At 38.6% G+C, this 16,265-nt stretch carries 10 protein-coding genes and 1 pseudogene; 3 read left to right on the forward strand and 8 right to left on the reverse strand.

From position 1 onward, the window contains the following. Positions 1–46: 46 nt before the first annotated feature. From BQ5321_RS11140 to BQ5321_RS11155, 4 genes are all read right to left on the reverse strand, one after another. On the reverse strand, positions 47–3,169 hold the full coding sequence (locus tag BQ5321_RS11140; protein ID WP_071394560.1) for an efflux RND transporter permease subunit: 3,123 nt from the start codon (positions 3,167–3,169) through the stop codon (positions 47–49). 3 nt (positions 3,170–3,172) lie between these two features. After that, positions 3,173–3,634: a MarR family winged helix-turn-helix transcriptional regulator gene (locus BQ5321_RS11145; protein WP_071394561.1), complete on the reverse strand. Its 462-nt coding sequence runs from the start codon at positions 3,632–3,634 to the stop codon at positions 3,173–3,175. Positions 3,635–3,781: 147 nt separating this feature from the next. Next, complete coding sequence (locus tag BQ5321_RS11150; protein WP_071394562.1) at positions 3,782–5,218, reverse strand: TIGR00341 family protein; 1,437 nt, start codon at positions 5,216–5,218, stop codon at positions 3,782–3,784. 184 nt (positions 5,219–5,402) lie between these two features. Beyond that, a complete protein-coding gene (locus tag BQ5321_RS11155) occupies positions 5,403–7,058 on the reverse strand; it encodes a Na/Pi cotransporter family protein (RefSeq protein WP_071394563.1) in 1,656 nt (551 codons plus the stop codon). Positions 7,059–7,683: 625 nt separating this feature from the next. Here BQ5321_RS11155 and cyoE point away from each other — a divergent pair. After that, positions 7,684–8,613 (forward strand): heme o synthase, encoded by a 930-nt coding sequence (gene cyoE / locus BQ5321_RS11160; RefSeq protein ID WP_071394564.1) that lies wholly within the window; start codon positions 7,684–7,686, stop codon positions 8,611–8,613. 138 nt (positions 8,614–8,751) lie between these two features. Here the strand turns inward: cyoE and BQ5321_RS11165 are convergent, their stop codons facing one another. Next, on the reverse strand, positions 8,752–10,140 hold the full coding sequence (locus BQ5321_RS11165) for a class II fumarate hydratase (protein WP_071394565.1): 1,389 nt from the start codon (positions 10,138–10,140) through the stop codon (positions 8,752–8,754). Positions 10,141–10,187: 47 nt separating this feature from the next. Between BQ5321_RS11165 and BQ5321_RS11170 the strand changes: the two genes are divergently transcribed. Beyond that, on the forward strand, positions 10,188–11,120 hold the full coding sequence (locus BQ5321_RS11170; protein WP_084786745.1) for an NAD(P)H-dependent flavin oxidoreductase: 933 nt from the start codon (positions 10,188–10,190) through the stop codon (positions 11,118–11,120). 229 nt (positions 11,121–11,349) lie between these two features. Continuing rightward, positions 11,350–12,306 carry a glycine-rich domain-containing protein gene (locus BQ5321_RS11175; RefSeq protein WP_071394567.1) on the forward strand — a complete coding sequence of 319 codons (957 nt, stop codon included), beginning with the start codon at positions 11,350–11,352 and terminating at the stop codon, positions 12,304–12,306. A gap of 125 nt (positions 12,307–12,431) precedes the next feature. On the opposite strand, the pseudogene BQ5321_RS11180 reads toward BQ5321_RS11175, so the two are convergent. The 3 genes and pseudogenes from BQ5321_RS11180 to BQ5321_RS11190 all read right to left on the reverse strand — a co-directional run. Continuing rightward, positions 12,432–13,991, reverse strand: a pseudogene (locus BQ5321_RS11180) (IS1182 family transposase); the annotation flags it as partial. Between the two features lie 180 nt (positions 13,992–14,171). Beyond that, on the reverse strand, positions 14,172–15,164 hold the full coding sequence (locus BQ5321_RS11185; RefSeq protein ID WP_071394568.1) for an NAD-dependent epimerase: 993 nt from the start codon (positions 15,162–15,164) through the stop codon (positions 14,172–14,174). 430 nt (positions 15,165–15,594) lie between these two features. Next, a complete protein-coding gene (locus BQ5321_RS11190; protein ID WP_071394569.1) occupies positions 15,595–16,185 on the reverse strand; it encodes a guanylate kinase in 591 nt (196 codons plus the stop codon). Positions 16,186–16,265: the final 80 nt, after the last annotated feature.

Raw genomic sequence — 16,265 nt, forward strand, 5'->3', positions numbered from 1 at the left:
AAAGAGGAAATCCCCATCCGAGGAGGGGATTTTCTTTCTTTTTTAACTATTGAATTGGACGTTTAAACGGCCACCAGTTTGCTTTTCCAAAATTTTTCACCATGACCGGTACAAACAACGGTAGGATGATAAAAGCATAAAGGAGCAAACCGGTTAAGATAATGGAAGCGATCTGCAGCAGGGATAGCATACCGGATGGCATCATAGCAGCAAATGTACCGCCTAGGATGACAGCAGCCGAAATGATGACAGTTCCCATTTTCTTCATCGCTACATGCATCGCTTCTGTAACAGACAGATCTTTATATTCATTGAAACGGTCCATTAAGAAAATACTATAGTCAACACCAAGTGCCATCAGAATAACAAAGGCAAAGAACGGAACAGCCCATGATATACCGGTATAGCCAAGTATATTCATAAAGATGACTTCATTGATTGATATGGCCGTATAATAGGTGAGAATCAATGAACCAATTAAATAAACAGGCATAATGATTGAGCGGAATAAAAAAACTAAGATTATCGAAATCCCGAGAAGCATATAAACAACAGTTTTCGAATAATCTCCATTGGACATCGTTTGTAAATCTGCATTCGTACTTGTGATACCACCAATAGCTACCTTGGCATTTTCTAATTTGGTTCCCTTTGTTGTTTGTTCTACGATGGTCTTAACCTCTTCAATGGAAGCCATCGCTTCGTTCGAATAGGGATTCGCTTGATACACAATATCCATCGTCATGACTTTTCGGTCAGGCGAGAAGTAGGTGTCTAATACTTGTGAAAACTCTTCACTTGTTAGCATTTCCTCTGGCAGATAGAAGGCAGAAGCTTTTGAGAGACCTGATAAATAATCCTGTGCCGATGTTAGTCCCTCTGACACTTGATCCAGTCCGTCTGCACTTTTTCCCAGCCCATCTGTTAACTCATTCATTTGCTCACCTAAGCCGCTAAAGCCATCAAGTAGTTGCTGCTGTCCATTATTTAGTTCTGAAAGGCCATCAGTCACAGCAGGGAAGTGGTTGACAATCTGTCCTTGACCATCCGCCAGCTGCTCTAAGCCGTCCTGTTGGGCTCCAATCCCATCGATTAGTGCCTGAAGGCCTTTTGCTAATTCATGCTGGCCGGCAATAACGGCTTCATAATTAGTATTGGCCGTTCCAACACCCTCTGAAAGGGGAGCTAGACCACTGTTAAGCTGTGCAATCGAAGCACTTAGCTCTGCTAACGGTCCCTGTACACCTGTGATGACCCCCTTAATTTTGCCGTATTCAGGTGAGTAGAGGATTTCCTCATAGCTTTCTTCAAGTGTTGTAAAATCCTCTGGCTTAATCTGTGATAGATTGCTAGATAAAAGGCTTAAACCCTCACCAACCTGCTGATAGCCACTATTTAAGGCCGATAAATTGGTTCCTATATCCTGATAAGCCTGTAACAGCTGCTGCTGACCGTTTAATAATTCTTCAGCACCTGCCTTCGCCTCAGCAAGACCAGCCTTAATTTGCGTCGATCCGGCAGTCCCCTGACGGATTCCTTCTTCAATTTTGGCTAGATTTGCCTCGATTTCTGACAAACCGGATTGTAAGTCACTTGTACCTGATACCAAGGTGCCGATTCCATCTGTTGCCTTCTTAAGTTCAGGGGCAGAGGAGGTAAGCTCACTTTCAGCCTCATGTAAACCTTCACTAATTTGTTCAATACCGTCTTTACCTTCACCAAGACCATTTTCCAACGTTTCTGCTTGGCTAGAAAGGTAAAGCTCTTCAATTGTTTCCCCAACCGGTCTTGTCGCTGAGCGAACTTTATCAACTAAGTCAACCTTTTCGAGATTTTGAGATAGAGCTTCGATGATTTCAAGGTACTCAATCGAGTCCATTTTCTCATCATTTTGGAGAACAATTTGTGTTGATAGGGCTTCACCAGGACTGAAGCTGTCAGATATCACATTAAAGCCTTTGATGGCTGGAACATCGTCACTAACTTCTTCAAGTGAATTAAAGGAAAGTGTGCCATCATAGGTGAAAAGGAATGGGACACAAATGACCGCTACCAGTAATAATGATAAAACCGGTCTTGAAAGTGAGAATTTCCCTGCAAGTCCCCACATTCTGCTTTCCCCATGCTCTGCCGCCTTTTTAGACGGCCAGAATAGCTTAGCTCCAAGTGTGGCCATGAAAAAGGGAACGACTGTAAATAAAGCTAATAAAAGCACGGCCACACCGACAGCAACGGCTGCTGCAGATTGATAAAGCTGGAATTCGGAAAATCCAATCGCTGCAAACCCAATCATAACAGCCAATCCGCTAAACAGGACGGTTCTTCCTGCATTTCGATAAGTCGCAACAATGGCTTCCGCAATCGTGTCGTTAGCCGATAATTCCTCTTTAAATCGGCTCAATAGCAAAATACAATAGTCTGTTCCAATCCCAAACAATACTGCTACTAAAAAGATTTGTGTATAGCTTGAGATAGGGAAGTCTACTGAATCCACTAAAAAGGCTACAATCGACTGTGATGTCAGATACGTGATACCAACTGTCAATAATGGAATAAAGGGTGCAATGAATGATCTGAAAACAAGGAGCAAGACAATTAAAATAAAGACAACCGTAATACCTTCCGTTTTCTTTAAGCCCTCCTGTGAGCTTGTAATCATCGCTTCACTAATCATCCAGCTACCTGTGTAATAATGCTCTACTTCTATATCTTCAATGGTTTCATAGTACAGCTGGCGTAGCTCCTGTTCACTCATATCATCATTCCAAGTATGCTGAATCGAAACCATTATGGTTTTTCCATCCTCTGAAACGAGCTGGTCCTTTAAGGATTCTTGATGAAAATGAGTTAAAATCTCTGTTATTCCAAGCTTTGCTTCATTTTTCTCAAGCAATTTTATCGCTTTTTCAGCTTCCGAAAGATCCTTAGCTGTCAAACCTTTCTCATTATGGAAAACAAGTGCAAGGGTTGAGGTGTCTCCAGTATCCTCTTGTTCCTGCACTTTTTGTAATATTTCTCCTGCTAATGTAGAGGAATAACCGTCTGGTACGGTTATATCTCCTTTTTCGCGAACAAGTTCTCCCATATTTGGCGCTAGTAAAAATAAGCTAACAGCTGCCGCAATCCAGAGAAGCATGACAAGCCATTTGCCCTTTATTATTGCTTTCACACATTATTCCCCCAAGTTTTTATCTTTTGCCGCTAGAATGATTTGATTTAGCTTTTCGTATGTCTTCATAAAGGCTTCAATTTCTTCCTGATCAAATTGCGTGATAAATGATGTAACTAATTGATGGATTCGGACTTCAGATTGATTAAATACTTCTTTCCCGGCTTCCGTTAACGTTAAATAAATCATCCGACGATCCTTATCATCACGAGTTCGTAGGATAAGCCCTTTATCCCACAAGCGATTGATAATGGCGGTAATGGCACTTTTTTTAACATTAAAAATTTCCGCCAGCTCTGAAGAGGTACAGACTCCGACCTTGTTTATGTACCTGAGCATATACTGCTGGTCATTGGTTAAATCACTGCTTATTTGTCCTTTTATTAAACTCTCTACATTTTTTTCAATGAAGAAATTCAAGTCAATATACTGGTCGACAAGCTTTTTAATAGACGTATCATCCAAAAATGGTTCACCTCTCTAATAGTTAAATAATTGAACTATTTACTTGGTAAACTATAATACATTCTTTTGTTTTTGTAAACATAATAAATAAGTTAATAACAATGAAAAAACCTGACTCTCATCAATATGAAAATCAGGTTTTTGGCGTCATCCATTTTCTTTTTTTGTTTCGTCTTTTTCAGTCCTTTCTTGTTGTTCCTCTGTATCATTTTTGTTTTGAGTTGTATCTGTTGTCTGAAGGGTAACAGAGACCTTCCTTTTTAACTTATCCTCTAAAATTCCTTCAATCGTTTTAATGAATTTTTCATCTAAAGTCTTTTCACTATTGATTTTTAGAAGCAGCTTATAGGTGCCTGTGCCTCGTTGATACTCAAAACTAAAATCAGTTAATTTACCACTGAATAGCTGTAGCTTCTCAGTTACCACTTGTTCAATGATTTCCTCAGGTGTGCTTGTTTGCGTTTCAATCACTTCTACTACCTCTTTTTCAGGCTGAGGCAGTAACGACTTGTATCCGTCAGTGGAACCTTCATTATTTACCTTTTGGATAATTGCAATATCGGCGCTGAGCTGTACGGGTGCGGTTAATTTATATTCAAGACTGTTTTCTAATTTTCGAATGTCCTCAGGGAGAATGACCTGTGCGGAGTTAAATTCAGTGTCAATGAGAAAAGTTCCTTCTTTTTCAACAAAATGAAGTGAAATAATCTTTGCATCTGGTGCTAATACACTTAGACCTTCATCGAGTGCTGAGCGGATGGTCTTTTCCTTTCGATCACCTTCAATTGAACTATTTAAAAGAATAACTAGTGGAATAGACACAAGTAATAGAAGGGTAACAGGATAAATAATTTTATTTTCTACTAACCGTGAGAACAAAGTATTGCGTTCATTATTGATATCGAGATTTAGATAGTTAGATATGGATGGAGTTGTAAATCCTGCAAATTTAAAAATTACGATAGCAATGACATTTATTGCAATCATGTTGGCAATAAAGAGTAATAATGCTCCGCCTGCCAATTGATATTCTTGTTTGGCAAGGGAAATCCCGACAACACATAAGGGCGGCATTAAGGCAGTCGCAATAGCCACGCCAGGAAGTGTTGCCCCCGATCGGTAACAGATGGCATAGGTACCTGCTGCCCCGGACGCAAGTGCAATGATTAAATCAATTAATGTAGGTTCTGTTCGAGCTAAAATTTCAGGGGTTAGACCTGAGACAGGTAATAATAGGGTTAATAGGGTGGAGAGCACAATCGCAATAAATGCTCCAATCAATTCAGCTTTAATTGTGACTTTTAAAAGATAGTTATTACCGGTAATGAGTGCAAGTCCACCGCCGAGGATTGGGTTCATTAATGGAGCAATCAACATGGCACCAATGATAACAGCGGTACTATTTGACAGAAGTCCGTAGGTAGCAACCGAGCAGGATAAAACAACCATAATGTAATAATACGTATCAGGCTGTGAATCTGCCTGAATTTTTTTGGTGATTTTATCACGGACGTCACCTTTTAATTGGTATCTTCTTTTTTGCTTTACATCAGCTAAATGCTGAGGATCAAGAACGGGTTCCATGGATATACAATTCCTTTCATTAGGGCCTACATTCGTATTATAAAGGAGGAACATCGAAAAACCAGTAGTAAATAATAGAATCATTCAAAATAAAAAAGGATAGATGGCAGGAATAACACCCTGTATCTATCCTTTTCGAAATGGAAGCATGAATGACTATAGAGAAGGGGAAGTTCCATTCTCATCATTGTGCATAGTAATTCGTGGTATTAGCGGATGAACTGATAACCGCTTCAGCAATATTGCAGGCATGATCTGCAATTCTTTCCAAGTTACTAATTATATCCACAAATACAATACCAGCATCTCCTGAACAGAGTCTTTCGTTTAAACGCAGGATATGACGCTTCCTAAGGACTCTTTCCATTTTATCAATTTCTTCTTCTTTCGATAATACATCCTTTGACATTTCTAAGTTGTTCTCAAAAAAGGCAGTTAAGGCAGTTTGTAGTGTATTAGTTGTCAGTTCATACATCTCTCTTAATTCACCATAGGCTTCTTCGGAAAACAGCACCTTTTTATTGATTTTATAATCAATTAATTCAACAATATTTTCCATATGGTCACCGATTCTTTCAATGTCTCTAATTGAGTCGGCAATATCTGAAAAATCATCTCGCTCTTTATTGGAAAGGGATTTCGATGAGATGGCTAACAAGTATTCGGTTATCTTTCTATCTAAATGGTTGATTCCTGTTTCATATTGAAGAGCATTTTCAGCATATTTCTTGTCATTAGTCTTTAAATAAGTAAAGGCATCCTCTAAGCCAGATAATGAAAACTCTCCCATTCTTTTTAATTCTTCTTTTGCTTGGCCGAGTGCGATCGCTGGAGAATGCTCGATTAAGGTTGGATTCAAATGTTGTGGCTTCGTATCAATGAACTCATCCTCGCCGGGAATAATCTTAGTGACGATCCACGCTAGTAGGGCGATAAATGGAAACTGAATAATAGTATTAGAAATATTAAAGGTTCCATGGGCAAAGGCAATCGTCATCTCCGGATTAAGATTTAACATGTTCTGTAAATTAGTGATTAAAGCTGTAAAAGGTACAAGAAGTATAACGAAAATGATCGTACCAATGATGTTAAACGTAACATGGACTAGAGCAGCTCGTCTTGCGGAAATAGAAGCACCGATAGACGCGATAATGGCAGTAATCGTCGTCCCAATATTATCACCAAAAAGAACTGGTAAAGCGGCATTTAGTGAAATGGTTCCCTCTGAGAATAGTCCCTGTAAAATCCCAATAGTAGCACTTGAGCTTTGGACTATCACGGTGAGTACCGTCCCAACGACAACACCTAAAATGGGATTATCACTCATGCTTAGTGTAAGCTCCCGAAAGGCATCCAAAGAACTTAGTGGTTTCATGCCATCCCCCATTAACTCTAAGCCAAAGAAGAGAGCGCCAAACCCGAATACGACCTGTCCAAGGGCTGTAATCAACCTATTTTTAAAGAAAAAGAGGAAAATTGCGCCGAGTGCAATAATTGGTAGGGCATAGGCGCCAATATCAATCCCAATGATAAAGGCTGTTACTGTTGTCCCAATATTAGCTCCCATTATGACACCAATGGCTTGTCTTAAGGTCATAAAACCAGCACTAACTAATCCAACCGTTAAGGCAGTTGTGCCTGAGCTTGATTGGATAAGAGCTGTAACAATAATACCTGCTAAAACACCCATAAACGGATTCGTTGTAAACCGGTCTAAAATGCTTTTTAATCGATCACCGGCGGCTGACTGCAATCCATCTCCCATGTATTTAATTCCGAATAAAAAGATCCCTAATCCACCAAAAAAGTGAAATAACATTTCCTGATAGTTAATTTCCAAGGCTGAATCCACTCCTAAATAATAAAAAATAAAACAAAACCTTAAACATAGTATCAATTAAAACGCGTGTTTTTACGCATTTAATTAAATCTTTACACTAAATTTACAAAACCTTTACAATTCAATATTCGAAAATATACGAGTAATCTATTTAACTTCATTCAGCAAATGCTTTTTGTACCGAAAGCTTGCGACAGGTACAGAAGTCCTCCACTTCTACAGGTGGGGGATGAATGCAAATGGTACATCGATTCAGTGAGGGTTCAAACCCCGGCTGAATGAAGTTAAGCCTCCGGCGGATGTCACGGATTTTTTAAGGTAGTTTACCCGAGCGAGCTCAGGTAATCAGGACGCAAATTCGACGGGCGAATTTGATTAAAGTAAATCTAAATAGAGGAGTATTTTGAAAAGAATAATATAGAAAAATGCTGTCGAAATGAGTTATAATATATCATAATAATGTTGTTAAAGTTATTTATTTCATATAGTGAAATTTTCGAGTCAATTTGGTTTGAAGGAAAAAGAGCTCCAATTCAAATAAAATTTGTCCGCTTAATCTAACGTTAAAGCAGGATAGAGAAACTCCTAGATAGACATAGTGAGAAAACTCAGGGGGAGAATTCAAATGAGGGAAACGGTAACAACTGCATTAGAAAGAAATGAAAAGTCCTACCAAGTAGAAGAACGATCGTTAAAATCAACCATAGTGGACCTGGCTTCACTTTTAAAAGGGCTAGTTTTGGTTGTCAATGTGCTTCCAGTCCTAACCGGGTTTTGGTTGGCGCTACACTTTACAAATGCCTCTATCGTAGACTATTGGGGAGATTTGGTCCTCACCATGATTGGAAGCACACTGGTTATCGCTGGTGCCTTAGCGCTAAATAACTGGTATGAAGTTGATTTAGACCGAGTTATGGAAAGAACGAAAAATCGACCGACGGTGACAGGAAACTTTTCTATGAAGGTAGTATTAACTTTAGGGATTGTTTTTACGATTATCGGATTTGCCTTTTTGTTTTTAACAACCATTGAAGCGGTCATATATTCCTTTATCGGCTGGTTTACGTATGTTGTTTTATATACGATGTGGTCGAAAAGAAAATATACACTTAACACGATGATTGGAGCGGTTTCAGGTGCTGTTACCCCATTAATGGGCTGGACAGTTATTGCCCCGGGCTATCATATGGTTCCGATTACCCTAGCATTAATTGTTTTTATTTGGCAGATGCCGCATACGTTTGCGATTGCAATGAGAAGATATGATGAATATAAGCGGGCTGGAGTAGCAATGCTACCGGTTGTATATGGCTTTGAAGTGACGAAGCGTCAAATCGTTGTTTATATCTTATGTCTGTTGCCACTGCCATTCTTTTTAGTGTCACTTGGCACAACCTTTGTTGTTATTGCAACATTGATGAACATAATCTGGATTGTAACAGGAATCCGTGGTCTCTATACGAGAAACGATATGAAATGGGCTAATCAAATGTTTATTTATTCGGTTAACTACATTCTAATCCTTTTTATCTTAATGATGATGGTTACTTGGTAATAGCTATAGAATAGACTATTTAAGGAACCTTGACTGTGATGAAACACACAAAATAGGAAAAGACCTCGAATAATGAGGTCTTTTTTTGTGTGTTACGCATGGCTGAAAATAATAGAAAATCATTTACGAAGCTCCTCGTTACACCATTTTTCGCGGATCAAGCTTTTTTTCAATCTCCTCTGTTAACAATCCGTTTTCTTTTAGCACCTGTTTGATTGTCTTATTTTCTTCATCTGCTTGTTTTCCAATTTGAGATGCTAGGTCATAGCCCATTGTCGGACTAAGGGCTGTAACCAATGAAAGGCTGGCTTCCATCCATTCTTGACATTTATCTCCATTCGCTTGTATGCCGTTAATACACTTTGTAACAAGTGTAGAAAGAGCATTTGAAAGCAGCTCAATGGAATGTAGTAATGTATAGGCAATCACGGGCATCAAGACGTTTATTTCCAGTTGACCTGCCATTCCGGCTGTTGATATCGCGGTTTCAAAGCCAATAATTTGACAGCAAACCATATGTGTCATTTCTAAAATGGCAGGATTTACTTTACCAGGCATGATGGTGGAACCAGGTTGCACCGAGGGAAGAGTAATTTCCGCAAGTCCAGTTCTAGGACCGGAGCTTAATAAACGTAAATCACTGGTTATTTTAATTAAATGAATGGCTAATTCCTTAAGAGCCATAATGGTTTGAATAGGGGCGTTCGTATTTTGCATGAATGTAAACATATTAGGAGGCTCTTGAAAAGGCAGCTTCGTTCGTTGACAGATTTCCTTCATTACTTTCGGGATGTATTCAGGATGTAAATTGATTTTGGTGCCAATCGCATTTCCTCCCATGCCAATATTATATAAGGATCCTAAGCAGCCTTCAATACGTTGGGACATGTCACGTATGGTACCCGCATATCCAGAAAATTCCTGTCCAAGTCGCATAGGGACGGCATCATGTAAATGAGTCCGACCTGATTTTAATATAGGCATAAGTTCTTCAGCTTTTTTATGCAAGGCCTGCTCTAGTTGCGAAAGAGCAGGGAGAAGGTGTTGCACAAGACCTTCTGCAGCTGAGATATGAATAGCCGTATGGTAGGTATCGTTCGTGGATTGTGACAGATTGACATGATCATTTGGATGGACTTTTTTATTACTAGAATCCAAGGCGTCACCTAAAATTTCTGAGGCACGATTAGCAATCACTTCATTTGTATTCATATTAAACGAGGTACCTGCACCGGCTTGGTACACATCAACGAGAAAATGCTCATCCCATTTTCCAGCTATTACTTCCTCTGACGCTTGAATAATGGCTATCCCAATTGGTTCAGACAACTTACCCAATTCAAGATTTGCCGTAGCAGCGGAAGCTTTAATGATGCCTTGTGCCTTAATAAATGGACGTGGCATACGAATTCCGCTAATTTGAAAGTTATCAACGGCCCTTTGGGTTTGTGCGCCATAATACGCATGAAAAGGAATCTTTATTTCACCTAATGGATCCTTCTCCTTACGGAATTGTTTGAATGTCATTTTATTCTCCTTGAAAACATTGTCATAGACATCATGATAGAGCAATCATGCAGGGAGGGATGGGAGTTGGAATAAGTTTGAGTAAGCTTGCTTCGGCTGTTGCTAACGCTGGAGGAATCGGTATTATTTCAGGAACAGGAATTTCTGTAGATGAAATGCGAAAACATATCAAATTGGCAAAAGCTGCATTGACAGGACCTGGTTATATTGGTGTTAATGTACTGTTTGCTATGAATGATTTTGCTGAAAAAATGAAAGCAGCACTGGAGGAAAAAGTGGATTTCATTATTTCCGGTGCAGGAATATCAAGAGACATGTACGCATGGGGAAGAGAAGCGGGAATTCCAGTCCTATCGATTGTCTCATCCGCTAAATTAGCAAGAATTTCACAAAGACTTGGTGCAGCAGCAGTAGTTGTGGAAGGATTTGAAGCTGGTGGACATTTAGGAACTGACCGGCCAATGTTTGATATACTGCCTGAGGTGATAGAAGCTGTATCTATTCCAGTAATGGCTGCGGGCGGGATTATGACAGGTGAGGATATTAGGAAAGCGCTTGAAATGGGGGCTTCAGGGGTTCAAATGGGAACAAGGTTTGTAGCCAGTTATGAATGTGACGCACCATTAGCCTTTAAACAAAAATATGTGGATGCCCGACAAGAGGATACACTTCTTGTCAAAACAACTGTAGGCTTACATGGGAGAGTGATAGCCAATTCATTCTCGGACATGATTACCAGTGGAAATAAAGTAAAGATAGAAAAATGTCTTGATTGCTTAAAGAATTGCTCTTATCGATTTTGTACATTAGACTCATTGTTTAAAGTCGTTGAAGGCGATGTGGACAATGGCTTAGTATTCGCCGGAGCTAGAGTACACGAAATAAAGGAAATTCTTACTGTTCAACAAATTATGGATAAGCTTACAAAGGAATATAAAAATAGCGGTAATACGATAAACCAACCTTTAGTCTATTCTTAAATTGATTATCATATAGGAAAAATAAAAGCACCTGTTTTACTAGGTGCTTTTAAGTTTTTAATCATATGAAACTTTCCTTCCTTTCATTCGTATATTTTGTATAATTGTTATTTTTAGATATTTCAGATATATAATGATTCATCGCAATTGGTTTTCTACATATGACCAACTTTAATGTCATGATAGTTAGAAATAATAGCATTGAATCATAGCAGAAAGGGGAGAGTAAATGCTTGATGGACTTTTAGGTTTATTTGTATTTATTTTAATTGTCTTAATGATCGTGACTGTCATGGCCTCTAAAAGGAAAAAAAGAACGATAAAGAATCTTCCACTCCCAGAGTATCTTGGTATTCGAGATGAGAGATATCTTCCGATTGTTCAAGAACTGGAACAATCAATGTCGGACTCGTATAGGGTTGCTTTTAAAAATCGTTTACTAAAAAATCATCCTGAATGGACTGATTATGAATATGAGTGGGTTTTTTTTGAACTGAAACGATTTTTTTTAATCAATTATTTTCTTAAATCTGTTCCAATGTTCAGTACTCAGGTGGATGAAATATGGCATGAAATGCTGATGTTTACAAAAGATTATGAAGCATTTTCTAAAAAGCTTTACCAAAAACTCTTACATCATATTCCAAATACTGAAGAAAATTTAATGTCAAACGAAAGAGGTTTTTTTGATTGGGTTTATCTAACGCTTTTTGATTCTACCCCAAATAGCCGAGTCATTTGGGGAGGATTTCTGCAGCAACCGATTAACCGGATGGCACTTGATGATTTTCGGAAGCTGTCGGAGGTGGATATATTAGCGAAGTACTTTCGAGGAGAGCAGGACCCGCTCGAGTTGAAAAGAAATATGATAAAAGATATGAAAAAAATCATCTTTCAATCAGATGATATAAAGCAAGGCAAAAAATCACTTGGTGTGCCATCTTCTTCCTCTGAACAGCATTTTTACCAATATGCCCTTGGAGCTGCTGTTTTTTATTCCATATATGAAGATGATCAATATCATGAGCAAATGAACGAATGGCAACAAAGTGAATATTATAAGATCCATCCAGCAGGCGCTTCCTCCTGTACGGGTTTTGCCTGCAGTACCTCGAGTGAGCATGACTCTGGAGGAGGACATGGAGATGCAAGCTGTTCCAGCTGTAGTTCAGGCTGCAGCAGTTGAACAGTCTTATCGTAAAAAGAGGCTGGGACATAACTAGCTTCTATAAATGAAAAAGGTGAAATCGCGCAGTCGATTTCACCTTTTTCATTTTATTCTTGGTTTATGCGACTGAGGGGTTACCCCCTTGCCGCATATTTTCTTAAATTCACGGCCATCAATGCGAGACCGATTTCATTCTCAACCTTCGGTTTTCCACGAACTGAAAATCGTGTGAAACCTAAATTAGCCTTCAGGAACCCGAACACTGGTTCTACATCAATTTTACGTTGACGATAAATTGAACCGGTTTCTTCTTCTGAAAGCTTATTTCGTACATATTCTTTTTGTTGTTCCCATTTCTCATTTACCATGAGCCTACGATTCGTACCTTCTCTCGCTTTTGTACATAATGATCGCAACGGACAATCTGTACACTCTTCGCATTCATAAACCTTAAATTGACGCTGGAATCCTGTTTTATCTGTACGTGTTGAATGGTATTGAAACGTCAGTTGTTTCTCATTGGGACACGTGTAGGTATCACTCGCTTCTTCATAAGCCCAGTTACTTGTTTTGAACGGATCCTTTTTGAACTTTCTTTTCTGCTCATTTAAGTAGTGATTGTATGTAATCAATGGCGTTCTATTACGTTTCGATAAAATATCTTCATAATTCTGTTCACTGCCGTAACCGGCATCCGCCACAATATGTTCTGGTAATTCAAAGTACTGTTCTTCTATTTGATCAAGGAAGGGCGTTAATGTTTTCGTATCGGTTGGGTTAGCGAAAACACCGTACGCTAATGTGTATTGCCTTTCGGTTGCGATTTGTACATTATAGCCGGGTTTTAGTTGTCCGTTTTTCATATAATCGTCTTTCATTCGCATAAACGTCGCATCTTTGTCTGTTTTTGAATAGCTGTTACGTGTGCCAAAAATCTCAAAATCCTTTTCGTACTTCTGCTTACGTGTAATCCAGTCATATACTTGTTTCACGATTTGCTTGGGTGTTTTTCGTTCACTACGTAATTGTTTACGCATAGCGACATCATCGGAGCGGTCAATTTTTTGTGAATAGTCCTCGACAACCTCTTCTAACTTTTTAGCGATTTGTGTGAGCTCTTCAATCGACAGCTGCTCCTCATCTTCACGTTTTATTTCTGGAATGATTTGTTTTTCAAGTAGCTCGTTGTACAGTTGATTTGATTTTTCAACGAGATTATTGTGATGCTTCTCCACAGCTTTCTTCCAAGTGAACGTGAATTTATTGGCATTCGCTTCAATTTTCGTACCATCAATAAAAATAGCCTCTTGATCAATGAGCTTTTCTTGGACCAATTGACAACGGAACTGGACAAAACATTGGCGAATTAGCTCTTTCATATTAGGATCAACTCGGAAACGATTAATCGTACGGTAACTTGGCTCGTAGCCTTGTGCCAACCACATCATACGGATACTGTCTTTCGTCAAGTCTTCAATTTTACGACCTGAAAAGGCGGATTGCGTATAACCACATAAAATAATTTTAAGCATCATGCGTGGGTGATAGGATGGACAACCAGTATAACGGACGAAGGAATCGAAAGCTTCGTGAGGAATACTTTCAACTAAATGGTGGATAGAAAAGGCGATATCATTTTCTTGTAATCTAACTGCTAAATCTAGAGGCAAAACTAGTTGATTCATGTTATAATCTTTAAACATAAGGACCCTTCTTTCTGATTTTATTTGGTGTGGTAACTTAATTTTATCAGAAGTGGTCCTTATTTAATGTAAAAATATTTAAAACCGGTGAAATTTTACTTGTCGTAAAATTTCACCGGTTTTTTCATTTCAGAGGAGGGTTTTGTCCCAGCCTCTTTTAATCGTTTTTATGCAAAATCACTATGAAAGATTGTAATAATCTTTGTACCATTGAACAAACTTTTTGATACCTTCTTCAATAGAGACAGTCGGGGTAAACTGAGTATCTAGTATTAAATCATCGATATTGGCAAAGGTTTCAGGAACATCTCCAGGCTGAATCGCCACATAATTCTTAATCGCTTTTCTTCCCAATTGATCCTCTAGCAGCTTAATCATGTCAGAGAGCTCTACTGGCTGATGGTTTCCAATATTGTAGACCTTGTAGGGAGGCTTTGATGTTGCTTGTGGAGGTCCAATTTTCATAAGCTGGAAGATGGCTTCAATTACATCATCAATATACGTAAAGTCTCGTTTCATCTTGCCATAATTATAAATATCAATAGGTTTTTGCTTCATAATAGCATGGCTAAAGGAGTATATGGCCATATCCGGTCTTCCCCATGGACCATACACAGTGAAGAATCGTAATCCGGTTGTAGGGAGTTTAAACAGATGACTGTACGTGTAAGCCATGAGTTCATTAGATTTTTTCGTAGCAGCATAGAGACTGATTGGGTGATCGGTACGATCGTTGACGGAAAATGGAATTTTATTATTTCCACCGTATACTGAGCTGGAAGATGCATATAAAAGATGTAGTATCTTATACTTTTTACAGCATTCCAATAAATTAAAAAAGCCTACAAGATTGGATTGGATATAGGTGTGGGGATGGGTTAAGCTGTATCGTACACCTGCTTGTGCTGCGAGATGGATAACGATTGCTGGATTATGGTGTTCAAAAACACTTTCAAGTAACTCTAGATTCTCCATCGACCCTTTGAAAAATGTAAAATGGGGATATTTTTCTAGGAGCTTTAATCGGTTTTCTTTTAAGCTTGTTTCATAATAATCATTGATATTATCAATCCCGATTACTTGATAACCTTCGTCTAACATGCGTTTTGCTAGATGGAAGCCAATGAAGCCTGCGCAGCCGGTGATAAATACCTTGCTTGAGGTGCTTTGCATAATTCACTTCCTTTCCGTTTGAATTCCTGCTTTCCTATTATAATATGTTTAGAATGTCAATTGGTACGAGCCATTTATCTAAAGATAGTGGGCGAGAATATAATTAGGTTTCTTCACTGGGGAATGAAAGTTTAGACAAGGAAAGCTGCCCTGTCTATTCATATAAGTGTGATTTTTTCGGATTCGAAGTGGTGGATATAAGAAAAAGAAGCCGTATCCGATATACGGATACGACTTCTCTTGTTAGGGATAATAAATTGTTAGATGAATACTGGGGGATGCATTAGAGGTAAAGCATTCATTAACTAAAGTTTTGAATAAGGATTAGTCATGGATCATTTGAAAGGATGGACTGGTACGTTGTCCCATTCAATTAGGGACGCTGTACCGTCACAGTACCTTTATTGTTTTTTAGTGAAAAGCTTTAAACTTAATAATCGGTTACAATGATGTCTCGATCAAGAAACTTTTCAATGACCTCACTAATTTGGAATGAAACCTGAGGCAAATCAAAGTTTTCAAAGCTGTGCTCACAGCTGTTCTTATAAAGCATAATGTCATGGTAGTGGTTCATATGGCGGATGATGTCTTCATCACTTTCATTTCTTGCCTTCAAACGATTTAAAACCGTATCACGATCCGCATAAATGAAGAATCTCATTACCCGATCTCCATACATTTGCTTTAATTTATCAGTTCCTTCTGGATTTAATGTTAAATAGACGAGGTTATGATTCTCGAACGCTTTCACAACGTCTTCTTCACGTATCCCATAATGGAATCCATCAATTTCTACGCTTTCTAAAAATTCTTCTTTAGCCTCCATCTGCTTGAAGGTTTCTTCGTTAATAAAATAATAATCTTCACCATCCTGCTCGTAGTGACGAGGCGGGCGTGTTGTATAAGATAATACCGTTTCCATATCAAAAGTAGTCGCAACCATTTTGGCGATTGTTTTTCTTCCAGACCCATCTGGACCTGTATAGATAAATAATTTTTCTTTTCCTTTGATATTGTACATAGATGTACCTCCTTTAATCTTTTATGCAAAAGCCGCAAAGCGGCATTTTGGTAATGGAAGAGTTTATACGGTAAAATAGA

The sequence above is a fragment of the Bacillus tuaregi genome, from assembly GCF_900104575.1.
Lineage (GTDB): Bacteria > Bacillota > Bacilli > Bacillales > Cytobacillaceae > Bacillus_BD > Bacillus_BD tuaregi.

What these genes read in the sequence shown, in the direction of transcription:
- BQ5321_RS11150 (WP_071394562.1), bottom strand. Translation starts at nt 5,218, where the DNA reads ATGGAACCCGTTCTTGATCCTCAGCATTTAGCTGATGTAAAGCAAAAA.
- cyoE (WP_071394564.1), top strand. Translation starts at nt 7,684, where the DNA reads ATGAGGGAAACGGTAACAACTGCATTAGAAAGAAATGAAAAGTCCTAC.
- BQ5321_RS11165 (WP_071394565.1), bottom strand. Translation starts at nt 10,140, where the DNA reads ATGACATTCAAACAATTCCGTAAGGAGAAGGATCCATTAGGTGAAATA.
- BQ5321_RS11170 (WP_084786745.1), top strand. Translation starts at nt 10,188, where the DNA reads ATGCAGGGAGGGATGGGAGTTGGAATAAGTTTGAGTAAGCTTGCTTCG.
- BQ5321_RS11175 (WP_071394567.1), top strand. Translation starts at nt 11,350, where the DNA reads ATGCTTGATGGACTTTTAGGTTTATTTGTATTTATTTTAATTGTCTTA.
- BQ5321_RS11185 (WP_071394568.1), bottom strand. Translation starts at nt 15,164, where the DNA reads ATGCAAAGCACCTCAAGCAAGGTATTTATCACCGGCTGCGCAGGCTTC.
- BQ5321_RS11190 (WP_071394569.1), bottom strand. Translation starts at nt 16,185, where the DNA reads ATGTACAATATCAAAGGAAAAGAAAAATTATTTATCTATACAGGTCCA.